The following is a 24,256-nucleotide window of genomic DNA, read 5'->3' on the forward strand; positions in this document are numbered from 1 at the left end:
ATTCCTTTAATTAGCTTGAGGTGTCTTTTGTAAAATCACATCACCTAAAGTGAGTAATAATTCTTTCGAATCTGGAATATAAAGGCTTGCTTGTTGAGTTTCTGGTACATTTACCTTTAGTAAGTATAGACCTGAACTAACCCCTTCTATAACAAAACGCCCTTTACTATTAGTAAAAAACGAAATGGTATGACTACCATTTGTGGCAGTTCCAGTAGTCAGGGGTAATGGAGAGCCATCTTCTTGTTTTAATGTTGCAATAATGGTTTTTGAATATTCAGATCCAACCATAATTTTATGGCCAGTTAAACTTCCTGGTATTATCGAATGAGATCCGGAGCCTAAGTTATATCCTATCGGAGCCATGGGGGATTCTGTCATTACGCTGTTGTCCATGTGCGGCAACAAGGTAACATGGCTCGCCATGCTACGGTTTGCTATCCCTTCTTTATTATTGTCTATAGTCGAATTAATAAACACATCACTTGGTAAGGAGGGATGTACAGAAATAAGAGCGATAGGAGCAATAGGTTGAGGTGATATCGATAGTTGATTATCCACAACAGCAATAGTTGTTGATAGGTTTGTTCTAATACTTGATGTTGTCGCTACTTTAGTAAAGTTTTGATTATAATAAGCAGATACTCGGAACCTGTTGGCAACATGATGTAACTCTGCTTCAGCAGAGGAAGACTCTTGATATTGATTATAGGCAATTAACCCGCCAGTACTGTCAACGTAAGAGTCTGCATTTTTACTTAGCTCTGTTCTTGTATATTCATACCGACTGTCGTAAGTCACGGCTGCTTGTAAATCAAAATTAGTTATTTTTTCTCTCCATCTAACGTTTAAGAAATACTCTGTTTCATCAAAGTTTTCTTTTTCTATATATTCATATTTTGCGCCTAACTTAAAAGTAAAGCTGTCAATGGACCAATTTAATGCGGTTTGTGCTTGGTAGTTATCCGTATCCTCGTAATCATCATAGCTACCAGTTAAATCCAAGCTTAAATTATCAAGAATGGATTGATTTAAACTGGCGTTATAGCGATTAGCTGTGATGGTATCTAAATTTTTATCCCACGGAGCACTAGAGTAATTAGATAAATATTCAGCATTAAGCCTTAAGGAAGTCCCAGAAAAGTCAGGTGATGAAAAGAAAGTATTGGAATAATCAAGGGAGGCGGTATTGGCAGTGGTATCGTTACTCATAGACATACTAGGTCTAAAAGTAATAACACCTAATAGACAACTGATTGTCATAGTTGCACCTAGAACCTGCCCTGATGGGTGATATGTTCCATTTGCACCGATAGTTATAAAGTCTGTTAAGCCATATAGATAGTCACCGGAAATAACCGTATTTCCATCATATGTTGCTTTTAATCCTTCAGAATAGTCAGTGCTAGTACCAATTGATAAATTAAAATTATCAAAACCTTTCCCTAATATTTGAGGGTCAAAAAAGTTACTGAAAGTGAGAGTTTCTTCTCTTCCAGACAGATATTGAACAGTTAAAACGATATCATTTGCTCCTGTAGTAACAGGTAAATCACTTAAAGAGTAGCGGCCAGGAGGAAGTCGAATTTTTGTAACAAATAAACCGTTTACGGTAATGCTTACTTCAGCACTCTCTGTAAGCTCAAACTCTTGATTTGGGGATGAGGTAACTTGTTCTGTAGGTCTTAATGTGCTTCTCGCTCTGGATAATTGGATCCCGAGAATAGAAATAGAGGATAATTGGCTTGATGATGAGGAGTCAACTTCCCCCAATGTGAAGCGATAAGGGGCTTCTGGATTATCAAAATATAGCTGTATTGGACCTCGCCCAAAAGTTGCATCATTATCTTCGCTCCAATCTATAGAGCCATTCCATATAAGATTAGCACCATATACTCCTCCAATGTTCATAGCACCGACAGTCTCTAGACTATTGCTATATTGATTGCTTTCGGGAATATAAGTATTAACTAAGTTGAATGAATTTTGAAAAGTATATCCAGCGGCTTCACTATAAATAGGAACTTGGTAGTTGTTATTAAAACTTAATTCAGAAAGAGCCATTAATTTAGGAGATAATTCTAAATCTAATGAAATTTTTTGTGAGTTAAACGTTAATCCAACCCCGTAGGGCTTTAACTCGTCTAATGTTATAGTTTCACTTTCTTGGTTAACGATATTATTTAATACCTCTGTATCTACTATGTTGCTTAATGCAGTTTGAAGCTGTTTAGTATTAATACTAAGTACTTTTAGACCATTAGTTTTTGCTTCAATGGATGCTATTGGCCGCCCTTGCATTTCGATAGGGAAGTCCATTATCCAATTTGCTGATACCTGAAAAGATATCAGCAGATACATTAGAAGCAAGCGAGACATGATTACATTGGAACGAAATCAATGGATTCAATTTTCCCAATGGCAGGGAACATTTCTGATGTAATCGTGAAAGATTTACTTCTTCCGGGTAAAACGAATTGAAATTGAGTTAAATCAGAAAAATCTTGCCAATTTAGAATAACACCGTCTTTACTCCCTTGAATTTCTAGTTTTTTTTGAGATAGATCGCTAAACTTATTGCCTTCATTTTCTATATTTATGCTATATGCATTATTTAATGAAGAGACATTAATGGCTAGATCTTCTTTTGCATTCATTGGTGATAATAAGATCAAGGCACTGAAGTTAAATAAGACTTCAACGTGAGAGCCTTTTTTTTCTGATTGATCTAATGATAACTGTTTGAATAGAACGCGATATGGTTCAGATTTATTGATTTCGGAGCCCCCTAAGTAACGAACTCTGAATACTTGTGAGCTATTTGCAGGTATGAGTGTTTGAGGAGGCATGATGAAAAAATCATCGCTTTCAATTGTACTTTCGATATCATCGTTATTTAAGTTCGACTTTAATAATTCGGTTTCGATTGGTAAGGGCTTATCGGTTGTATTTGTGATTTTAAAGGTAGCATTAGATTTTTTACCAATAGGTTCCATAAATTGTATAAAAGGCTCAACTTGAAAGGCTTTAATACCAAATGAAATGATCATTAAGGCAAAAAAAAGATATTTCGTCATAATTAAATCCCTCTAAAAAGAAAAAGCGAACCCATGAACTTCATGGCTTCGCTTTAATTATAGACAATCTTTTAAAGTTGGATAGGTGAGATAGTTAGTGAAATTATATCGCTATAATCACCGGCTCTTTCCATGCCAGTTAAACCAACAGGTTTAACATATAATTTTTTAGATTGTGGAGATAGTGCGACTAATTCTGGATCAAAAGCGCCACCATTATTACTTGTCCAAATACTTTCAACTAAGTCTTGAGGTTCATCAATAGGGAAGAATTTATCACTTACAATCCCTGTGTTATTATTATTTTCATGGAAGCGGAATAGGTAATCTATTTCACCACCCTCATTATTTATTAATTTACCGCTATTGGTTGATGTTACTTCAATGTTTGCTCTGCCTTGGCCGTCATTACACCAGACTAAAACCTCGCCAACTTGTGTTTTAGCTGCACCAGCTACAGTTAAATCTAGAGTTGTATAGTTACTCGCTGCAGATATATCCATAAATGTCATTACACACTTAACGGGTATATTACCTGAAACGGTTAAATTAACTGTATCATTCGAATCTACAAAGTTCATTGCGCTTTGCATATCAAGTGTTGTAGCTGCCATTAGTGATGGTGCTGCTAATAGTGCTGTTGCTGCCGCTAATAATTTAAATTTCATGTTCAATCCCTCGTACTTAAATATAACGTTATACGTTGCGTTTAAATAATAGCTATCAGAGGAATAGTTCACCTCATACTGGAGGGTGATATTGAATGGAAAAAAGGGTGATATTTGGATGATTTAGTTGAACTCTTTTTCTATAAGCTGCAACAACTCGTTGCGAGAGTGGATATTAAATTTCTTATAAACATTAGAGATGTGTGTTTTTACGGTGTTAATACTAATATGACATTGTTCTGATATTTCATAATTGTTCATGCCGTCAAGCAATAGATGTAATACTTTGCGTTCTTTTTTAGTTAGCAGGTGTTTATGGGAAATATTCTGAATAACTGAATTTAGAGGTCCTTTGGGGTGTATTTCATGCCTTATCGCATTAGAGAGGGTAGTTCTTGAAAACCACATTTCACCATTTAAAATAGACTCAATTGCCTTTGATAAATGCTCCAGTGCATATTTGTGAGATATTTCCCCTAAGTAACCTTGTTGAATTAATTGATAAGATAGATTTGACGATTCCTGCGTATTTAAAAGTAACCAAGGGTATGAAGTTGATTTAGGATTATAACTTAATGAAGAAGTTGGAGATGGGACAGTCCTGTAATCAATCATTAATAGAGATAGATTTGAATGTGTAGATAATGCTGAGTAATTATTATGGACATGGACTTTTACATTGGGTTTAGTTCTACTCAGCAGCTCTAATAATAGGGCACTGAAGTTTTTACTTTTTGTTAGCAGTAATATTTCTAATGTATTTGTATCATCCATAGTATCCTTCTTTTTGGTATAAATATCATTATAGTTATTATTGACTATAATGATATTTATACCAATAGTTTCTAATGCGTTACGCTCCTGGCGGATGTTCTAAGCTGCTTGAAATCAGCTCGATTAATCCATCCTCTAACTCAAACCTCATTTCAATAATCTCACCTATTTTTGAAAAATCTTTATCAAAATCTGTCAATAAAAGCGCTTCGTCTTCTTTTGAATATTTATCTGTAAAATTTAGGATAGGATCGGTGGTTTTAGTGATATTAGCGTAAATTTGACTCATATCTTCCGTTGGAGAAAAGCCTGTAGCGTCCCATTTCGCCATTACCATGTTGTAAATTTTAAAATGCCCCTCTGAAATATAATCAATCAAATGCTGAGTAAAAGATTGAATTGACGAGAAAGTAGGGAGCGATGGGGTCGATGAATCGAAAGGGGGTAAGCCTGCTAATTTACAGAACTCGACCAATAGATCTTGTCGAGTCGAAAGCCAGTGATCAATAACATCGTTATTACCACCCCACTGTTCTTGGAATTTATTTAGTTTAGTAAGCATAACGATATCCTTGTAGTTGCAAGCAATAAACCAAAGTTCTTATATATACTCTCATTACTATATTCATTAAGATTGCCAGTAAATATTAAAGGCTGCAAGAGGGTTGTGATAAAGATGTTAAACCAACATACAAAAGTCTACTGGTGTGTCGTCAATGATTCTACTATTTGGCTAGAAACTGATGGTCTCCCTTACGGCAGTGCAAGTGATTTAAAATTGCCTTTTGAGCAAGCCGTATGTATAGGAAAACACAATAGTTATCCAGTTATGTGGTTAAATGATGAGTCAGTTGAGCAAACACTTTCTTATACGAATTTAAGAGACTTATTAGAATACAAAGAAACTGAGTTCTTATTATTCAGTAAAGCGATTCAATATGGATTTATGGCTCGAGAATTCCGTTTTTGCCCTCAATGTGGTGGCCGTACTCAACTGAACCTTAATCAAATCGCCATGCAGTGCAATGAATGTCGCAAGTTGCATTACCCTAGAATTTTTCCATCTATTATTGTAGCGGTTCGTAGAGAAAATTCGATTTTACTTGCTCAACATCAAAGGCATAAAGGTGGCTTATTTACGGTTTTAGCCGGTTTTGTTGAGGTAGGTGAAACGCTTGAAATGGCGGTAGAGCGTGAAGTATTTGAAGAAACAGGCATTAAAATTACCAATATCCGATATTTTGGTAGTCAGCCTTGGGCTTTTCCTTCAAGCCTTATGGTTGGGTACTTGGCAGATTATGAGTCAGGTGAAATCAAAGTCGATAGAAATGAGCTAGTAAAAGCGGGATGGTATTGCCAAGATCAATTGCCAGAACTTGCTCCTAAAGGCACGATTGCACGAACGCTCATAGAAGCAACACTAGATAACATAAATAAAAAAACACCCAATCAAGAGACTGGGTGTAAGTAAGGTGTTGTTATGCTTTCAATTAAATACAATTGTTAATTGAATGTTGTTATTTTTACTGGCAAAGTAATTTCTATCATGAGGTTAACTATTGCGCAATTGGCATCATAAATGAGATTAATTAAATATGATCTCGATAGCAAAGGTAGGCTTTTGTTCGCGCCATTGAGTGATACAATAGCAGGAGCTAATATAAGGAAAGATCATGACAGAATTAAAAAATGACCGCTATTTACGTGCGTTATTAAAACAACCAGTAGATTACACACCAGTTTGGATGATGCGCCAAGCAGGTCGATACCTTCCAGAGTACAAGGCGACACGAGCAGAAGCGGGTGATTTCATGTCTCTGTGTAAAAATGCAGAGCTTGCTTCTGAAGTGACGCTTCAGCCTTTACGTCGTTTTCCTCTAGATGCTGCGATTTTATTTTCAGACATTCTGACCATTCCAGATGCAATGGGTCTAGGTCTGTACTTTGAAACAGGCGAAGGTCCTAAGTTTGAGCGTCCAATCACTTGTAAAGCTGACGTAACTAAAATCGGTCTTCCAGATCCTGAAGGTGAACTGCAATACGTAATGAATGCAGTACGCCAGATCCGAAAAGATCTAAAAGGCGAAGTACCACTGATTGGTTTTTCTGGTAGTCCTTGGACACTAGCGACATACATGGTTGAAGGTGGAAGTTCAAAAGCATTCACTAAGATCAAAAAAATGATGTATGCAGAGCCAGCAACATTACACCTATTGCTAGATAAATTAGCAGATACGGTTATTGAGTACCTAAACGCGCAAATTAAAGCAGGTGCACAATCTGTGATGGTATTTGATACATGGGGGGGCGTATTAACTCCTCGTGATTACAACGAATTCTCTTTGCAATACATGCATAAGATTGTTGATGGCTTAATTCGTGAAAACGAAGGTCGCCGAGTACCAGTAACGCTATTCACTAAGAATGGTGGCATGTGGTTAGAGTCAATTGCAGCAACAGGCTGTGATGCAGTAGGCTTGGATTGGACAATTAATATTGCAGATGCGAAAGCTCGTATTGGTGATAAAGTTGCTCTACAAGGTAATATGGACCCATCAATCCTTTACGCACAACCTGAACGTATCCGCCAAGAAGTGGGTACTATTCTAGAAGGGTTTGGTAATGAAGGTACAGGTCACGTATTTAACTTGGGTCACGGTATCCATTTAGACGTTCCGCCAGAAAATGCAGGTGTGTTTGTTGATGCGGTTCATGACCTATCTAAGCCGTATCATAAATAAAATCTTAGTTTAAGATTCTAGATAGAAAGGAGACTCATTGTAGTCTCCTTTTTTATTGGAACAGATCTATACTTAAATGGTCATATTATTAATTATCGGTATTGAGAGTTTTTATGTTTAAGAAATTGAGTACGCTATTAAAAAAAGTCATGCATGAAGCGAGTGACGGTAGTGCGGGTGAAGTCGCTTCGATGCATTTAGCAATGGCGTCTTTATTATGTGAAGTATCAGGTGCCGATCACCAGAGTGATGAAAGAGAAGATAACGCAAAATTACAGCTATTAAGTAAATTATTTGATATTAACGACGAACAAGCAAAGACTTTATTGTGTGAAGCTACGGCTAAAAGTAAAGCCTCAACGTCTTTATATGAGTTTACGACTAAGTTGAGAGCATTGATGCCAAATGAGCGTTACGATCTAATCGAAGCCATGTGGACGGTAGCGTATGCCGATGGTGTGATTGAACCAATGGAAGAGGCGGTGATTCGTCAGGTATCCGATCTGATTTATCTCGACCATCTTGAGTTTATTCGAGCCAAGCTTGCCGCAGCACCACATGTATAATGCAGTGAAGCCTGTCATATCACAGGCTTTCATTTTTATCGCTTTAATAACCCTTGTCAAAATCCACAAGATTGCTTAAAGAAAAACCATCACGCCAACGTAAGTAGTTTTCAGAGAACTGCTCAAAAACTTGTTCAGGAAAGCTAAGCGCGGCAATATGCGGTGTTATCGTAATATTCGGATGATGCCAGTAAGGGCACTCTTGCGATAAGGGTTCATTGATAAATACATCAAGAAAAGCATGAGAGAGATAATTATTTTCTAGTGCCTGTAATAATTCGAAATTATCAACAACCTCACCACGCCCAACATTAAACAGCAATGCGCCATTACAATTGCTCAATGTATTAACGTTCAATAAAGCATTGGTTTGCTCCGTATTAGGTAGAGTACTTACAATTACATTTGTTTGTTTAAACGCTTCGTTCATTTCTGAAATATGGAATACTTTTTCAAAAGGTGATTCTTTTGGTGGGATACCTGAGCTATTAATACCATGTACAACAAACCCTAATGCTTTTGCTGAATTAGCTAAATAGCAACCAATGGATCCCGTACCCAAGATCACCATCACTTTATCGATTAATGAAGAGTAGTGATGAGTTATCCACTGTTTTTGTTTCTGTTGCTCAGAATATAAAGAAAAGTGGCGAAAGTATTGAATGCAATAACCTAAAACATACTCAGAGATTTGTTGGCCAAAGATCCCTTTAACATTAGTGAGAGCGTAATCTTGTCGTAAGTCAGGCTTCATGAGAGCGTCAATACCAGCAAAGGTAGATTGAATCCACTCGACAGATTTAAATTGATTCAGTAAGTCAGGAATGAGTGGTGGATCAGCAAGAATAATTTCTGCTTTTCTAAGATTATGACAAATTTCAAGATCGGGAAGATCTGATAGCTCAAAAAGTGAGAGGTATTTCTCTTTTTCTTTTGAAATGATAAGTAATTTATTCATAACCTTCCTTTTGTCATTCGTGGTTATCAAGTACACTTAAAGCGTCATTTTTTTATAGTGTAGAATCGTATATGTTACGCAATCCTATCCAAGTTCGTTTAGAAAAGTTTGAACCATGGCAACAAATTACTTTTATGGCTTCTTTATGTGAGCGTATGTACCCAAATTACGTACATTACTGTGAAGCAACCGGCTTTGCTGAGCCTCAAACCTATCGCGTTATACTAGATAGTATTTGGGAATTATTGACTGTTAAAAATGCCAAGATTAATTTTGAACGTCAATTAGAAAAGCTAGAAGAAATGATCCCTGAGTTAGATGATGACTCAATTTATCTGACTTACCCAGCCATTGATGCTTGTGTTGCGCTATCGACTTTTTTACACGGGATCTTAGATCGTGATGTGTTAGAAGAAGCTATGTTTAAGATTAGCCAATTATCAGTAATGACTGTTGCTCAGCTAGTTGAAGCTCAAACAGGCGAAGAAGTGACAGACGAAAATCAAAAAGACATTGATGTGATTTGTGAAGAGTGGGATGTCCAGTGGGCAATTTTCCGACCACTTCGTGAAGCAGAAGAGCGTGATATTGATTTAATTAAAGACTTACGCCAAGAACTAAGAGACGAGAATGTAAGTAATATCGGTTTAGAGCTAGATTACTAATTGTCTAACGTTACAAAAAAACCGATGAACAGTCATCGGTTTTTTAATTTAAAGGGGCTTGCTAACACCTTTAACTATTCTTTCTCTTCTTCTACATCGGTATTATCGATAACGCCGTGCTTATTTTTCCAGTTAGTCCAACGCTGTTGAGCCAGTTGCTGCATATCCGTAGTTTTATCTGCTTCATCAATGATCTCTTCACCAACCATATATTCAAAGATATCTTCTAAAGTAAGCAGGCCTTGTACCGTGCCGTATTCATCAATCACGAGTGCTAACTGTGCTCTGTGCTTCATTAAGTGTTCAAATGCTTTAGGTAGTGTTGAAGTACTGATAACAACTTGAATTGGGCGCATAACAGAGCCAAGAAGGCGTTTTCCTTGGCCTTTATGCATTGCTGAGAATAATTCTAAGCGATGGATAAAGCCAACAATGTTATCACTGTCTTCACTGTAAACTAATGGACGTGAAAATGGGGTTTCTGCGCAATCTTTTATAAAGTCTTCCACCGTCATTTCAGCATTAACACGAAATAAAACGGTTCTTGGCGTCATTACTTGGGTTACTGGTACATCTCTAATATTTAGAATATTAGTTAAGATTTTTGATTCACCTTCTGCAAATTCCCCATTCTCTTTTGCAAGAGTTGCCATCGCAGCTATTTCATCTCGTAATTTTGGCGCTTGATGTCCGCGAGCTAAGCGTTTAGTTAATTGCTCTGACGCCCAAACAACAGGGCTTAATAATAGCACCATCCAATGAAGCATTCTTGCAGCCATTGGAGCGAGTTGACGCCAGTAGGTTGCACCGATAGTTTTCGGTACAATTTCAGAAAATAATAGGATTGCGAACGTTAAGAACGCAGAGAAAACACCTAGCCACTCACTACCAAAAACGATAGACGCTTGAGCACCAGAAGCCGCAGCACCCGCAGTATGGGCAATAGTATTTAGGGTTAAAATTGACGCTAAAGGGCGATCTACATTGTTTTTTAGTTGCGTTAATCTTTCGGCAGCAGGGTGGTTCTCTTGACGCATTTGAGCCAAATAGCTTGGACTGATACTAAGTAAAATAGCCTCAAGCACAGAACAAATGAAGGATACGCTAATAGAAATGGCAATATAGATGGATAAAATAAACATTATTAATCTCAAAAAAGTAAGCAAGCCCTTATAAAATGGGTGCTGTTCGGCCAAAAAACAATGCCTCACAAATGAAAAATAGTGATAAATTGTGAGACGTTACTCAGTTTGTGTCTAAAGAACGCGCATTCTGTAGCAAGAAGTGTGACAAACCTTTGCCAGATGGGGGCTTTATGCATTAGAGTGAACAGAATTTCAAAAAATAGAAGGGAAACCCTAATGAATAAAACCCAGTTAATTGATGCTATTGCTGAAAAAGCAGACCTATCAAAAGCACAAGCAAAAGCAGCTCTTGAAGCGACTCTAGAAGGCGTAACTGGCGCACTTAAAGATGGCGAACAGGTTCAACTTATCGGCTTTGGTACTTTTAAAGTTAACCATCGTGCAGCACGCACTGGTCGCAACCCTAAGACTGGTGACGAGATTCAAATCAAAGCGGCGAATGTTCCTGCATTTGTTGCTGGTAAAGCACTGAAAGAATCAGTGAACTAAGATATACTTTGCCGAGTTAACCCTTAACTCGGCATTTTTATGAAGCGCATTCTATCTACCTTACTTCTCTCAGCATTTCTTTTTGGCTGTTCATCAAGCCCATCAGATGAGCAACGCATCAAATCAGTCACCTTAACTGGTGGTCAAATCCAAGGTGATGCAACCAGTTACTATTGGTATACGCGTCGACTGCAACAGTCTCTGACTGCGTCAGATTACGTTACTATGGGCGATTATGGTTGGTATAAAACAAGTTATCGCTGGGAAAAGAACGTATTAGTCGAAGCCGTTCGTGAAGGTGAGATGCTAGATAATACTGACGGCCTCATTCCTTACATAATGCACGTTCGTTATAATGGTAATGGAGAGGCTGTGTATCAACGCTATCGTAAAGATAGTCGTATATTTCCATTAATGCCAAAACAACTTGCTCAATTTCAAGAGCAATCTCAATCTTTAGTCACAAATGTAGAAAATTTTGATAAAGAAGGCATCGCTTTATATCAAGGTGAGTGGGACGGTGAAACATTTTACTCTTGTGATGGTAAGCAATACGATCAATTAGAATTTAATCAAATTTTGCCGAATTTTGTCGTCGTACGATTATCTGGTCTAGATAGTTTTATTTCGTTTTTAGGTGAAGAAAAAAATCGCGATAAAAAAGTATTAAAAATGTCTGAATTATTGCTGTTAACTGATGATAGTTACTCTTGTGTAGAGCAACCTCAATTAATTGAAGAGTAAATTTATTCTTTATCTATATTGATATAAAAAGGCGCTGTGATAGCGCCTTTTTTGTTTTTCTGGAGCCGTTATTTGTAAGATAAGTGATTACTTACCTTCTAATTCACGTGCAATGGCACGGTAACCAATATCATTGCGATGAAACATTCCATTCCAGCTTACTTGTTTCGTTAGCTCGTACGCACGCTGCTGAGCTTCTAAGACTGTATTTCCTAATGCTGTAGCACAAAGTACGCGGCCGCCATTTGTCACAACGTCGCCAGCTTCGTTATTTGTGGTGCCTGCGTGAAAGATCTTTTGTCCTTCAACTTCGCTTGTTGGCAATGAAATAACGTCACCTTTCGCGTAGTCTGCAGGGTAACCGCCAGCTGCAAGAACAACACCAATAGAAGCTCGAGGATCCCACTTAGATTCTGCCTCATCCAGCTTTTCGTCAATAGCCATTAGGCAAAGATCAACAAGGTCCGACTCCATACGCATCATAATAGGTTGCGTTTCAGGGTCACCAAAGCGGCAGTTATATTCGATTACTTTTGGTGTGCCATCAGTATCAATCATCAAACCTGCGTATAAGAACCCTGTGTAAGGTGCACCTTCTGCATCCATACCACGAACTGTAGGGTAGATGACTTCTTCAAGGATACGATTATGAATTTCAGGAGTAACAACGGGTGCTGGAGAATATGCTCCCATACCACCAGTATTTGGACCTGTGTCTTTGTCGCCTACGCGTTTGTGATCTTGGCTTGTTGCCATTGGTAGAACACTTGCGCCATCAACCATCACGATAAAGCTTGCTTCTTCACCTTCTAAAAATTCTTCAATAACGACACGGCTACCAGCATCACCAAAAACGTTACCAGAAAGCATGTCTTTGATCGCATCTTCAGCTTCTTCAAGTGTCATTGCAACAATAACGCCTTTACCTGCGGCAAGACCGTCAGCTTTAACAACGATAGGAGCACCTTGTTCACGAACGTAAGCTAATGCAGGTTCAATTTCAGTGAAGTTTGCATAAGAACCCGTTGGGATATCATGACGAGCTAAGAAATCTTTGGTAAATGCTTTAGAGCCTTCTAGTTGTGCCGCTGCTTTTGTAGGGCCAAAGATAGGTAATCCTGCGTCACGGAATGCATCAACAACACCGATAACTAATGGTGCTTCAGGGCCAACGATTGTTAGCTCAATTGCTTTCTCTTTTGCAAAGGCAACAAGGGCTGTAATGTCTTCAACATCAATTGCTACGTTTTCTAGCTTTGGTTCAAGTGCTGTACCTGCATTACCTGGAGCGATAAATACCGTTTCAACGTTTGGGTTTTGTGCTGCTTTCCAGCCTAAAGCATGCTCTCTACCGCCTGCGCCGATGATCAATACGTTCATGTTTTAATCCTTAATACCATTTTGTAATGGGGATAAATTATATAAATCGATGAATACAAAGTTCAGTGTGCGAGAAACTATAAGAGCAATATTAAGCTTACAGAGTGCTCTTTTTTGCTCTTATAGGAGCGCAGCGTTCTAGTTTCTAGAAGCGAAGCGCTCTCGTTACTGTCTTTCCTAGTGACGGAAGTGACGCATGCCAGTAAAGATCATCGCCATACCATGTTCATTGGCAGCGGCGATAACTTCATCATCACGCATAGAACCACCCGGTTGGATAACACATTTGATACCAGCTTCTGCTGCCGCGTCGATACCGTCACGGAATGGGAAGAATGCATCTGATGCCATTACACAACCTTCAACCTGTAGACCTTCGTCAGCCGCTTTAATGCCTGCGATTTTCGCAGAGTAAACACGGCTCATTTGGCCTGCACCTACGCCGATAGTCATGTCGCCTCTCGAGTAAACGATAGCGTTAGATTTTACGTATTTTGCTACTTTCCAGCAGAACAGTGCATCTTTTAATTCTTCAGCCGTTGGTTGGCGCTTAGAAACGACTTTAAGGTCATCTTCAGACACCATGCCTTGGTCGCGGTCTTGAACTAACAAGCCACCGTTAACGCGTTTCACGTCAAAGCCAGTTGTCTTCGTTGTCCACTCACCACACTCAAGTAGGCGTAGGTTTTTCTTAGTCGCTACGATTTCTACTGCTTCAGCAGAAACTGATGGTGCAATGATAACTTCAACGAATTGACGCTCAGTGATAGCCGTTGCTGTTGCAGCGTCTAGCTCACGGTTGAAAGCAATGATGCCGCCAAATGCAGACGTTGGGTCTGTTTTGAATGCGCGGTCGTAAGCTTCTAGGATGTCTTCACCTAGTGCAACACCACATGGGTTAGCGTGCTTAACAATCACACATGCTGGCTCGTTGAACTCTTTCACACACTCAAGCGCTGCGTCAGTGTCAGCGATGTTGTTGTAAGACAGGGCTTTACCTTGGATTTGGCGAGCAGTAGACACTGATGCTTCTTCAGGATTGGCTTCAACGTAGAATGCAGCAGCTTGGTGGCTGTTCTCACCGTAGCGCATGTCTTGTTTTTTCTCGAACTGTTGATTGAACGTGCGTGGGAATTTGCTCTCTTCATCACCTTCCTTGTTCTCGCCGTAACTAGGAACCATAGTACCGAAGTAATTAGCAATCATGCCATCATAAGAAGCGGTGTGCTCGAATGCTGCGATAGCGAGGTCAAAGCGTGTTTCTAGAGTAAGAGATTTCTCGTTAGAGTCCATTTCAGCAATAACGCGCTCGTAGTCGTGTGCGTTAACAACGATGGTAACGTCGTTGTGGTTTTTCGCTGCAGAACGAACCATTGTTGGGCCGCCGATGTCGATATTCTCAACAGCGTCAGCAAGTGTACAACCTTCTTTAGCAACAGTTTCTGCAAATGGGTATAGGTTAACAACAACCATATCGATTGGGTTGATGCCATGTTGTTCCATGATGCCGTCATCTTGGCCACGACGACCAAGTACACCACCATGAACTTTAGGATGAAGAGTTTTAACGCGGCCATCCATCATTTCTGGGAAGCCTGTGTAATCAGATACTTCAGTTACTGAGATGCCTTTTTCAGCAAGCAGGCGAGCGGTACCACCAGTAGATAGGATATCTACTCCGCGCTCAGTCAGTGCTTGAGCAAATTCTACAATACCAGTTTTATCAGATACGCTAATTAGCGCGCGACGGATCGGACGTGCGTTATTCATGACTACTTTCTTCCTTTAGAATTAAGTTAGGATTTTTGCCAAAAATGAACTTGTTCTGCTCTATTTCTTGTTTAAGGAGAAGCAGAGATTGGCCAGTTTTGGGAAACACCCTAATTGAAAAGAGTAAAGTATTAAGTGTTGTATTAACGTAATGGTGCATATTCTAACTAAACTTAAACAAAAAAGCTCGCGCAATCGATTGCATTCATAGAAAAAGATGTCATTTTTATTAAAAAACGATACAAATAAAGCGCATAAAGAGAGGGAAAAGACGAAATGAAAATGTATTTGATTGGAGAGTTGGCAAAACGATGTAATGTTACTAACGACACATTACGCTTTTATGAGAAAAATGGGTTACTTATACCATCAGGCAGAAGCAATAGTGGATATCGTCTTTATAATGATGACAATCTTGCTCAAATTCGTTTTATTTTAAAAGCTAAGCAGTTGGGCTTAACGTTAGATGAAATACAAGAGCTGCTCGACATTAGATTGGAAGCAACAAAGCACAGTTGCGCTGAGGTAAAAGCGATTACTCAAACTAAACTAAATACAATAGATAAAAAGATTGAGCAACTCACTGAAATTAGAACTGCGTTAAAGCGAATTAATGATGCTTGTTGTGGTCATGTTGACGAAGATGCCTCTCATTGCTCTATTCTTTCTGCCTTAACTGAGTTAGAAGAGAAAAAAGCATAAATTATTGTGCCTGTTTACTCAAGATGTTGATAAAATGGTCGATAATTAGTGGAAAGAATACGAGCGACAATTAGGTGAGAGCCAATTAATGGAAAAACAATACGTAATGAAATTGCTTTCCGCTCTGAAAGTTATCGATAAAAAAATCAGTGAGCAAGGCAAGGCAGTAATGGAGCTTGATGCTCGTATTAAGCGTATTGAAGCTCAGAATGCCAAGATCGCTAAAATGATTGATGGTGTTGGTGCTCAAGGTTCGAATACCGCGGGAGCCGCAGCTGATTTAAGTGAACTTGACGAGCGTTTGAAAGGAATTGAAGAGAAAACAGCAAAAGCCGTTGAGCTTATTCGCTCAGGAGCTGGTGCTGGTGGTGGCAAGAAACGAGCTTGGCCGCCATAGTAGGTAAGAGATTTAAAAGCCGATATTACAGAAATGTAGTATCGGTTTTTTTATATCTGTTGATCAAAGAAAGAGATGAATGCAGTTATCTTAGGTATAAAAAAAGCAGCGTTAATTGCTTAACACTGCTTTAAATTTTCGAAATAAGGCGTGACTAGTTCATGCCGTATTTTTTAAGTTTTTTACGAAGCGTACCACGGTTGATACCCATCATGTTTGCTGCTTTAGTTTGGTTGCCGCGAGTATGCTGCATGATCATGTCTAGTAGAGGTTGCTCTACTTCAGCTAATACTAATTCATATAAGTCGTTAACTTCTTGACCATTTAGTTGGCCTAAGTAGTTTTTCAGCGAAGCCTTAACAGAATCACGTAGTGGTTTCTGAGTAATTTGGTCTTGTGCTGTAACTGTTGTAACTGTTAATGCTTCTGAAGTCATAGATTGATCGAACATATTCTGTTTAGCTCTTCTTTTATTATGATGCAACGTGGTCGAAATAGCTTTCAAGTTGATGGAGTTGCTGTGAAGCGTCCTCTATCGCGTTAAAGCTGCGGCGGAAATCGGTTGCTTGCTCATGCTCTTTTAAGTACCAACCCACATGCTTACGAGCAATGCGAGGGCCTAAAAATTCACCATAAAACTGGTGAAGCGCATGGACATGACCAAGTAAAGTGGTCTTCACTTCTTCAATTGGAAGAGGTGGCATGATTTCGCCCGTTTCTAAATAATGTTGGATTTCTTTAAAAATCCATGGCCTACCTTGTGCAGGACGGCCGATCATTAAAGCGTCAGCGCCTGTATACTCAAGCACAAAACGAGCCTTTTCCGGTGAGTCGATATCACCGTTCGCTATAACCGGAATAGAAATCGCTTCTTTTACCGCTTTAATGTTGTCGTATTCAGCTTCACCTTTGTACATACAAGCTCTGGTTCGCCCATGAAGCGCTAAAGCTTGGATGCCACATTGCTCCGCCATTTTTGCAACCTGAACACAGTTTCGGTTGTCTGGATCCCAGCCTGTACGCGTTTTCAGAGTTACCGGAACGTCAACGGCATTTACAACGGCTAATAAGATCTCTTCAATCAAATCAGGTCGCTGTAATAATGCGGAACCAGCAAGTTTCTTATTCACCTTCTTAGCAGGGCACCCCATATTGATATCGATGATTTGAGCACCGGTTTCAACACAGTGTTGCGCAGCTTCTGCCATCAACTGTGGATCTGCCCCAGCAATTTGTACCGAGCGAATACCAGATTCACCTTCATGTACCATGCGATTTTGGGACTTAGATGTTTTCCATAGTTTTGGGTTAGAAGACATCATTTCGCTCACAGCCATGCCTGCGCCATAGCGCATACATAACTCACGAAAAGGCCTATCGGTTACACCAGCCATAGGAGCAACGATAAGATTGTTCTTTAATGTATATTTACCTATCTGCAAAACATCCACACACGTTTGTGTCAGCAAGGGCGCGCATTTTACGCATTTTTTGCTCGCCTGAAAAGACCAAATTTTGAGCATTTACAAATAGTTTATGCAATTTGTTTATATTTCAGTCAATTAGACGGTTTTATGCCTCAAATTTAGTATTGAGGCATTGAAGTTTTTTTTAGAAAGAGTAGGTCTGAGGGACGATTACTTCTTAATTCCTGAGATTCTGCACCATTCTTGTTGCTCAGCAATAGCATCAAGGGTGAAGTTATCTGCGTAGTATGAAGCAACATCATTTGCTTGAGTATCTAAGACACCAGACATAGCTAGCACGCCACCAGGAGCAACGTGAGCGGTAATAATACTTGAAAGTTCACGAAGTGGGGCAGCAAGAATATTAGCGACAACGACGTCTGCAACAAGGTTCCCTGGCTGATCTTGAGGTAAGAATAATTCAAGTTGATCGGCTACGCCATTACGAGCGGCATTGTCTTTTGATGCGGTGATCGCTTGAGGATCAATGTCGATCCCTACCACTTTTGCAGCACCTAATTTGATCGCAGCGATCGCTAAGATGCCAGAGCCACAACCAAAGTCGATAACAGTTTTACCTTTAAGGTCGATACTTTCTAGCCATTCAAGACAAAGTGCTGTTGTTGCATGGGTGCCTGTACCAAACGCAAGACCAGGATCAAGCATAACATTAACCGCATCTGGCTCAGGGATTTCACGCCAGCTTGGGCAAATCCATAAGCGCTCACCAAACTTCATTGGGTGGAAGTTATCCATCCATTCACGTTCCCAGTCTTTGTCTTCAAGTTGTTCAACTTTATAAGCAAAGTTATCATCAAGTACCGTGCTTGCTTTTAATTGTGCAATCACTAAATCCATGTCGGTTTCTGCATCATAAAGAGCAACAATATCCGTTTCGCCCCATAAACGAGTCTCTCCTGGAAGAGGTTCAAAGATAGGGACATCTTTTGCATCTAAAAACGTTACCGAAAGAGCACCCGTCTCTTCCATTAGCATATCACTGATTTGTTCAGCATTTTCAGATGTTGCATTTAGTTTTACTTGAATCCAAGGCATGGGGATCACTTTGTTTAGTTGAAAATATCGGCGAATTTTACCATAGAAAAAGGCCGTGAGTGTAATCACTCGCGGCCTTTATTTACTTCTTTAACTTAAGATGAAAAATTGGGTTCTATTGAAGGCCTAATTTTTTCTCAAGGTAATGGATGTTTGCACCGCCGTGTTGGAAGTTCTCATCATTCATAATATCTAGGTGTAGAGAGATATTTGTATTGATGCCTTCCACAATCATTTCGCTTAATGCGTTTTTCATACGAGCGATAGCAACATCACGATTTTCACCGTAAGTGATTAACTTACCGATCATTGAATCGTAATGTGGTGGCACTGTATAGCCTGTATAAATGTGAGATTCCCAACGAACACCCATACCACCTGGTGCATGGAAACGTTCAATTTTACCCGGTGAAGGTAGGAAGCGAACAGGATCTTCAGCATTGATACGACACTCAATTGAGTGACCACGCAGTTTAATGTCTTCTTGAGTAAACGAAAGAGGTTGGCCTGCGGCAATACGCAGTTGCTCTTTGATTAAGTCGATACCCGTTACCATTTCAGTAATTGTGTGCTCAACTTGAATACGTGTGTTCATCTCAATGAAGTAGAACTCACCGTTTTCGTATAAGAATTCAAATGTACCCGCACCGCGGTAAGCAATATCGATACACGCACGTGTACAACGCTCACCGATGTATTTACGCATTTCTTCGGTAATACCAGGTGCTGGTGCTTCTTCAACTACTTTCTGGTGACGACGCTGCATAGAACAGTCACGCTCACCAAGGTGAATCGCATTACCTTGACCATCAGCAATTACTTGAACTTCGATGTGGCGAGGGTTTTCAAGGAATTTTTCCATGTAAACCGTACCGTCACCAAAACAAGCTGTTGCTTCAGCACGAGTCATTGCGATTGCTTCGATTAGATCTTTTTCTGCACGAACAACACGCATACCACGACCACCGCCACCACTAGAGGCTTTGATGATTACAGGGTAGCCAATGCGTTTTGCAAATGATTTGTTTTTCGCTTCGTCATTATCTAGCGGGCCATCAGAACCAGGTACACAAGGTACGCCTGCTTTTTTCATTGATGTAATCGCTGATACTTTGTCGCCCATCATGCGGATAGTTTCCGCTTTAGGACCAACAAAGATAAAGCCAGAACGCTCAACTTGCTCTGCGAAGTCAGCATTTTCAGCTAAGAAGCCATAACCTGGATGAACAGCAACTGCGCCTGTCACTTCTGCCGCACTAATAATGCGAGGAATGTTTAAGTAGCTGTCAGCACTGCGTGCAGGACCAATACAAATGGTTTCATCTGCAAGCAATACGTGCTTTAAATCACGGTCAGCAGTAGAGTGAACTGCAACCGTTTTAATGCCAAGCTCTTTACATGCTCGCAAGATACGTAGTGCAATTTCACCACGGTTTGCGATAACTAATTTATCTAACATAGTGAGCTCTATTATGCGATCACAACAAGTGGTTGATCAAATTCAACCGGGTTACCGTCTTCAACTAAAATAGCAGTAACAGTACCAGACTTGTCCGCTTCAATTTGGTTCATCATTTTCATTGCTTCAACGATACAAAGTGTATCGCCAGCAGTAACTTGCTGACCAACTTTAACAAATGGTTTTGCGTCTGGGCTTGAAGCGCCGTAGAACGTGCCAACCATTGGAGAGCAAACTTTATGACCAGCAACTTCTGCTGGAGCTTCAGCAACAGGAGCTGTAGCAACAGGAGCTGCTTCTGCAACAGGAGCAGCTACAGGTGCCGCAACTTGTTGTATTGGTGCTAGTTGAGCTTGAGGTGCTACAGCACGGCTGATGCGTACTGACTCTTCACCTTCAGAAATTTCAAGTTCTGCAATGCCAGATTCTTCAACTAGTTCAATCAGTTTTTTAATTTTGCGGATATCCATTGTGTAATCTCTTCTGTTTATATTCAGTGATCAATTTGAACGCAGACGTTTTGCTGCTGCATTCAAAGCAAATTCGTAGCCATCAGCACCTAACCCACAAATAACACCTACCGCTTTATCAGAAAGATAAGAATGGTGGCGAAAAGGTTCGCGTGCATGGACATTTGATAAATGTACTTCAATAAAAGGAATATCAACCCCAAGTAGAGCATCACGTAAAGCAACGCTAGTGTGTGTAAACGCAGCTGGGTTGATGATAATGAAATCAATACGTTGATAAGCATTATGGATAGCTTCAATCAACTCATATTCACGATTAGATTGTAAATGTTCGAGTTCTATACCAAAAGCATCGGCTTGAATGCTTAAAGCATTAACAATTTGCTCTAAGTTTTGGCTGCCATAATGAGCAGGTTCACGCAGACCTAATAGGTTTAGATTTGGGCCATTGAGAACTAAAATTCGCAATTGAGTCGACATTGTGATGCTAAATTCCTTGTTCTTACGATTGAAGTAAAAAAAAGCATAATTTATATATTCGATTTGATGAGTTTTTGCAAATATTACACTGCTAATGCTCATGAAAAGCAATTATAGACAATATCACAGCAAATCGCAGCAAAATACTGGTCTTATCAGCTCTAAGTTCTCACTTTATGCGAAGATAATAAAACATATTTTGACTTAAATATGATAATAAGAAGCAAAGAGGGCAGTTAAGTTCCGTTATTTTACTTGTTAGTTAACAAATACTTTAAACTTTGTTGAACAATTATACAGTTTTTATTTTGCTTACTTAATCAGCAGGAGGTAAAGAAATAACATATCTGTAAATTTGCGCAGGGCGTCACATGAAATAAGCCACCATTGCGAACAATAGTGGCTTATTGAGATAAAAATTAGATTTTATTGAATGTATTTAGGCGATTTTTCTTTGCTCTTCAATCAGTTTATCAACCACGCTTGGGTCAGCAAGGGTTGAAGTATCTCCAAGGTTGGAAGTATCTCCGGTTGCTATTTTTCGTAGAATACGGCGCATAATTTTACCTGAACGAGTTTTAGGTAATGAGTCTGTCCAATGGAGGAAATCTGGCGTTGCTATTGGGCCTATTTCTTTTCTTACCCAATCTTTCACTTCTTTATGCAGTTCAGCACTTGGAATTTCACCTGAATTTAGGGTGATGTAGGCATAAATCGCTTGGCCTTTAATATCATGGGGTACGCCAACAATGGCAGCTTCTGCTATTTTATCAAACGCCACTAATGCGGATTCTACTTCGGCGGTTCCCATTCGGTGACCCGAAACATTTAATACGTCATCAACACGGCCAGTGATCCAGTAGTAACCATCGTCATCACGTCGTGCGCCATCACTGGTAAAATACATGCCTTTAAAGGTAGAAAAGTAAGTTTGTTCAAAGCGGTCATGATCACCATAAATGGTGCGCATCTGCCCAGGCCATGAATCAGTAATAACCAGGTTGCCATCGGTCGCACCATCAAGGATATTTCCCATGTTGTCGACTAAAGCTGGTTGAACGCCAAAGAATGGGCGAGTTGCTGAACCTGGTTTTAATGCGGTTGCTCCCGGTAGTGGTGAGATTAAAATGCCACCGGTTTCTGTTTGCCACCACGTATCAACGATAGGACAACGAGCATCACCAATCGTGTTGTAATACCACTCCCATGCCTCAGGGTTGATTGGCTCACCAACCGATCCCATTACTCGTAATGAGGTTCGCGACGTGCCTTCTACTGCATCATTGCCCTGTGCCATCAATGCTCGAATCGCTGTTGGGGCAGTATAGAGAATATTTACGTTATGCTTATCTACCACTTCACTCATGCGGCTAGTGCTTGGGTAATTAGGTACACCTTCAAACAAAATCGTTTTTGCACCATTTGCAAGAGGACCATAAATTAAGTAAGTGTGACCGGTGATCCAACCAACATCTGCAGTACACCAGAAAACTTCGCCTTCTTGATAATCAAAAATATATTTAAAGGTCATGGCTGCATAAACAAGGTAGCCACCTGTGGTATGTAATACGCCTTTAGGTTTACCTGTAGATCCAGAAGTATAGAGAATAAATAGAGGATCTTCGGCATTCATTGCTTCAGGTACACAGTGTGCAGAAGCGACAGCCGTTACTTCGTGCCACCATACATCACGGTCTTCACTCCACTCAATGTCATTGCCTGTACGTTGGAATACAACGACTTTTTCAATGGTGGTTACTTCAGGGTTATTCAATGCATCATCGACATTCTTTTTCAGTGGAACAGTACGACCACCACGAACACCTTCATCAGCGGTAATAACCACTTTTGCATCGGAATCGACAATTCGTCCAGCCAGTGCTTCTGGTGAAAAGCCCCCAAATACTACGGTGTGAACCGCGCCGATACGAGTACAAGCCAGCATAGCAACAGCAGCTTCTGCCACCATTGGCATATAAATACAAACCACATCGCCTTTACGAACGCCTTGGCTTTTTAGTGCATTTGAAAATTTACCAACTTGCTCATGGAGTTCGTTGAAGGTAATTGAGGCGTCATCTTGTGGATCATCACCCTCCCAAATAATCGCGACTTCATTACCGCGAGTAGCTAAGTGACGGTCAATACAGTTTACCGAGACATTTAATTCGCCATCTTCAAACCATTTAATATCGACATGGCCAGTATCAAAAGAGGTGTTTTTCACTTTTGTATAAGGAGTCATCCAATCAAGGATCTGTCCATGCTCACGCCAAAAACCTTCAGGGTTAATAACGGACTGCTGGTACATTTCACGATATTTTTCATCATCTGCGTGGGCATTGTTAGCGATGTCTTGATTGACAGGGTATACGTGAATGTCACTCATGTTGATTCTCCTTGTGAATACAGCAAATATCCAATTTATGACTGGATTTCATTGCAGCACCATCATTGGTTCTGCTTTTTTATTGGTCGGGTTGATATTACTTTCGGTTAGAAATAGGTTTTCAACAATTAGACTTTAGTCAGAGAAAGAAAGGTTTACTGAATTTTCAGAATGGCGAGTATTGGTTTTTGAGACGCAGATCAGTAACTGTGTATCAGTGATTGCTATGGCCTAGCCTTATTGTTGGCAAATCTGGAAAGTCCCCATGAGTTAAGCGCACATAAATTAATGCGGCGGCAATGGCGTCTTCTAATGCATCATGGCGTTTAGCCTGCGGTAGGTCTAAATGTCTAGAAATAGCGTCAATGCTTAGATCGTAATAAGCGTTTGGTAGTAGTCGTTCTAATTTATGATGATAGAGGTGACATACTTCAACTAATGAATTTGATAAAGGATGATTGAAGTGACGTAAACAGGCTCGGTCTAAAATCTTTTTGTCATAGTGAATGTGGTAACCCACAATTGGTCGACAACCAATAAAGTGAATCAGTTGATTAAGCGCTTCTTTTTCTGATAACCCGCTGGTGAGATCGTGATGTCTCAGCTGATGAACCTTAATCGAATCAGAGTTTAAACTTTGTGGTGGTGCTAGTTTTAAGTGAATGGTTTGACTGGTTAATACTCGATTATTTTTGATTTTAATGGCCGCAATAGAAACCAGTTCAGCGTGGTTAGGGTCAAGGCTAGTGGTTTCACAATCAATCGAGACTAATTCATCACCAGAATAGGATGAAAATAGAGAATGATGAGGGTGGTCTTTTAATTTATATCGCCACCATAATCGCTGTAGGGCATTCATC

At 39.8% G+C, this 24,256-nt stretch carries 25 protein-coding genes; 8 read left to right on the plus strand and 17 right to left on the minus strand.

Annotated elements, in window-relative coordinates; all coding sequences use genetic code 11:
* Positions 1-6: 6 nt before the first annotated feature.
* The 5 genes from PVK71_RS04170 to rsd all read right to left on the minus strand — a co-directional run bounded on the left by PVK71_RS04170 (position 7) and on the right by rsd (position 5,081).
* Positions 7-2,319, minus strand: a complete 2,313-nt coding sequence (locus PVK71_RS04170; protein WP_274419558.1) for a fimbria/pilus outer membrane usher protein — start codon at positions 2,317-2,319, stop codon at positions 7-9.
* Between the two features lie 62 nt (positions 2,320-2,381).
* Complete coding sequence (locus tag PVK71_RS04175; RefSeq protein ID WP_274419557.1) at positions 2,382-3,077, minus strand: fimbria/pilus periplasmic chaperone; 696 nt, start codon at positions 3,075-3,077, stop codon at positions 2,382-2,384.
* Positions 3,078-3,148: 71 nt separating this feature from the next.
* Complete coding sequence (locus PVK71_RS04180; protein WP_274419556.1) at positions 3,149-3,745, minus strand: hypothetical protein; 597 nt, start codon at positions 3,743-3,745, stop codon at positions 3,149-3,151.
* A gap of 123 nt (positions 3,746-3,868) precedes the next feature.
* Complete coding sequence (locus tag PVK71_RS04185) at positions 3,869-4,519, minus strand: response regulator transcription factor (protein WP_274419555.1); 651 nt, start codon at positions 4,517-4,519, stop codon at positions 3,869-3,871.
* Positions 4,520-4,598: 79 nt separating this feature from the next.
* On the minus strand, positions 4,599-5,081 hold the full coding sequence (rsd, locus tag PVK71_RS04190) for a sigma D regulator (protein WP_274419554.1): 483 nt from the start codon (positions 5,079-5,081) through the stop codon (positions 4,599-4,601).
* A gap of 114 nt (positions 5,082-5,195) precedes the next feature.
* On the opposite strand from rsd, the gene nudC reads away from it, so the two are divergent.
* The 3 genes from nudC (at position 5,196) to PVK71_RS04205 (ending at position 7,826) form a co-directional block, all read left to right on the plus strand.
* Positions 5,196-5,990, plus strand: a complete 795-nt coding sequence (gene nudC / locus PVK71_RS04195; RefSeq protein WP_130049328.1) for an NAD(+) diphosphatase — start codon at positions 5,196-5,198, stop codon at positions 5,988-5,990.
* 202 nt (positions 5,991-6,192) lie between these two features.
* The gene (gene hemE, locus PVK71_RS04200) at positions 6,193-7,260 is read left to right on the plus strand and encodes a uroporphyrinogen decarboxylase (protein ID WP_130043796.1); all 1,068 of its coding nucleotides are present in this window, start codon (positions 6,193-6,195) and stop codon (positions 7,258-7,260) included.
* 113 nt (positions 7,261-7,373) lie between these two features.
* Positions 7,374-7,826: a tellurite resistance TerB family protein gene (locus PVK71_RS04205; protein ID WP_274419553.1), complete on the plus strand. Its 453-nt coding sequence runs from the start codon at positions 7,374-7,376 to the stop codon at positions 7,824-7,826.
* A 43-nt stretch (positions 7,827-7,869) separates the two neighbouring features.
* Here the strand turns inward: PVK71_RS04205 and PVK71_RS04210 are convergent, their stop codons facing one another.
* Positions 7,870-8,784: a D-2-hydroxyacid dehydrogenase gene (locus PVK71_RS04210; RefSeq protein ID WP_274419552.1), complete on the minus strand. Its 915-nt coding sequence runs from the start codon at positions 8,782-8,784 to the stop codon at positions 7,870-7,872.
* A 71-nt stretch (positions 8,785-8,855) separates the two neighbouring features.
* Here PVK71_RS04210 and PVK71_RS04215 point away from each other — a divergent pair, with 71 nt between their 5' ends.
* Positions 8,856-9,449 carry a YjaG family protein gene (locus PVK71_RS04215; RefSeq protein WP_130048510.1) on the plus strand — a complete coding sequence of 198 codons (594 nt, stop codon included), beginning with the start codon at positions 8,856-8,858 and terminating at the stop codon, positions 9,447-9,449.
* A gap of 74 nt (positions 9,450-9,523) precedes the next feature.
* Here the strand turns inward: PVK71_RS04215 and PVK71_RS04220 are convergent, their stop codons facing one another.
* Positions 9,524-10,591: a CNNM domain-containing protein gene (locus tag PVK71_RS04220; protein ID WP_130048511.1), complete on the minus strand. Its 1,068-nt coding sequence runs from the start codon at positions 10,589-10,591 to the stop codon at positions 9,524-9,526.
* Positions 10,592-10,810: 219 nt separating this feature from the next.
* Between PVK71_RS04220 and PVK71_RS04225 the strand changes: the two genes are divergently transcribed.
* The gene (locus PVK71_RS04225; RefSeq protein ID WP_122033826.1) at positions 10,811-11,083 is read left to right on the plus strand and encodes an HU family DNA-binding protein; all 273 of its coding nucleotides are present in this window, start codon (positions 10,811-10,813) and stop codon (positions 11,081-11,083) included.
* A 39-nt stretch (positions 11,084-11,122) separates the two neighbouring features.
* Positions 11,123-11,827 (plus strand): DUF1481 domain-containing protein, encoded by a 705-nt coding sequence (locus tag PVK71_RS04230; RefSeq protein WP_274419551.1) that lies wholly within the window; start codon positions 11,123-11,125, stop codon positions 11,825-11,827.
* A gap of 87 nt (positions 11,828-11,914) precedes the next feature.
* Here the strand turns inward: PVK71_RS04230 and purD are convergent, their stop codons facing one another.
* Both purD and purH read right to left on the minus strand, forming a co-directional pair.
* On the minus strand, positions 11,915-13,207 hold the full coding sequence (gene purD, locus PVK71_RS04235; RefSeq protein WP_274419550.1) for a phosphoribosylamine--glycine ligase: 1,293 nt from the start codon (positions 13,205-13,207) through the stop codon (positions 11,915-11,917).
* A gap of 177 nt (positions 13,208-13,384) precedes the next feature.
* Positions 13,385-14,977 (minus strand): bifunctional phosphoribosylaminoimidazolecarboxamide formyltransferase/IMP cyclohydrolase, encoded by a 1,593-nt coding sequence (gene purH, locus PVK71_RS04240; RefSeq protein WP_274419549.1) that lies wholly within the window; start codon positions 14,975-14,977, stop codon positions 13,385-13,387.
* A 282-nt stretch (positions 14,978-15,259) separates the two neighbouring features.
* On the opposite strand from purH, the gene zntR reads away from it, so the two are divergent.
* Both zntR and PVK71_RS04250 read left to right on the plus strand, forming a co-directional pair.
* On the plus strand, positions 15,260-15,679 hold the full coding sequence (zntR, locus tag PVK71_RS04245; RefSeq protein WP_274419563.1) for a Zn(2+)-responsive transcriptional regulator: 420 nt from the start codon (positions 15,260-15,262) through the stop codon (positions 15,677-15,679).
* Between the two features lie 88 nt (positions 15,680-15,767).
* Complete coding sequence (locus PVK71_RS04250; protein ID WP_130043803.1) at positions 15,768-16,076, plus strand: hypothetical protein; 309 nt, start codon at positions 15,768-15,770, stop codon at positions 16,074-16,076.
* 154 nt (positions 16,077-16,230) lie between these two features.
* Here PVK71_RS04250 and fis read toward each other — a convergent pair whose 3' ends face one another.
* The 8 genes from fis to PVK71_RS04290 form a co-directional block, all read right to left on the minus strand.
* The gene (gene fis / locus PVK71_RS04255) at positions 16,231-16,527 is read right to left on the minus strand and encodes a DNA-binding transcriptional regulator Fis (protein ID WP_005421285.1); all 297 of its coding nucleotides are present in this window, start codon (positions 16,525-16,527) and stop codon (positions 16,231-16,233) included.
* 22 nt (positions 16,528-16,549) lie between these two features.
* Entirely contained in the window at positions 16,550-17,518 is a 969-nt protein-coding gene (gene dusB, locus PVK71_RS04260) for a tRNA dihydrouridine synthase DusB (RefSeq protein ID WP_165367202.1), read from the minus strand.
* A gap of 195 nt (positions 17,519-17,713) precedes the next feature.
* Complete coding sequence (gene prmA, locus PVK71_RS04265) at positions 17,714-18,598, minus strand: 50S ribosomal protein L11 methyltransferase (RefSeq protein ID WP_274419548.1); 885 nt, start codon at positions 18,596-18,598, stop codon at positions 17,714-17,716.
* Positions 18,599-18,713: 115 nt separating this feature from the next.
* Complete coding sequence (gene accC, locus PVK71_RS04270) at positions 18,714-20,057, minus strand: acetyl-CoA carboxylase biotin carboxylase subunit (RefSeq protein WP_130048517.1); 1,344 nt, start codon at positions 20,055-20,057, stop codon at positions 18,714-18,716.
* A gap of 11 nt (positions 20,058-20,068) precedes the next feature.
* Positions 20,069-20,527, minus strand: a complete 459-nt coding sequence (accB, locus tag PVK71_RS04275; RefSeq protein WP_274419547.1) for an acetyl-CoA carboxylase biotin carboxyl carrier protein — start codon at positions 20,525-20,527, stop codon at positions 20,069-20,071.
* Between the two features lie 30 nt (positions 20,528-20,557).
* Complete coding sequence (gene aroQ / locus PVK71_RS04280; protein WP_274419546.1) at positions 20,558-21,007, minus strand: type II 3-dehydroquinate dehydratase; 450 nt, start codon at positions 21,005-21,007, stop codon at positions 20,558-20,560.
* 439 nt (positions 21,008-21,446) lie between these two features.
* On the minus strand, positions 21,447-23,396 hold the full coding sequence (acs, locus tag PVK71_RS04285; protein WP_274419545.1) for an acetate--CoA ligase: 1,950 nt from the start codon (positions 23,394-23,396) through the stop codon (positions 21,447-21,449).
* Positions 23,397-23,610: 214 nt separating this feature from the next.
* The gene (locus PVK71_RS04290; protein WP_274419544.1) at positions 23,611-24,255 is read right to left on the minus strand and encodes a 3'-5' exonuclease; all 645 of its coding nucleotides are present in this window, start codon (positions 24,253-24,255) and stop codon (positions 23,611-23,613) included.
* Position 24,256 lies beyond the last annotated feature (1 nt).

Source organism: Aliivibrio sp. S4MY1 (assembly GCF_028765545.1).
GTDB lineage: Bacteria > Pseudomonadota > Gammaproteobacteria > Enterobacterales > Vibrionaceae > Aliivibrio.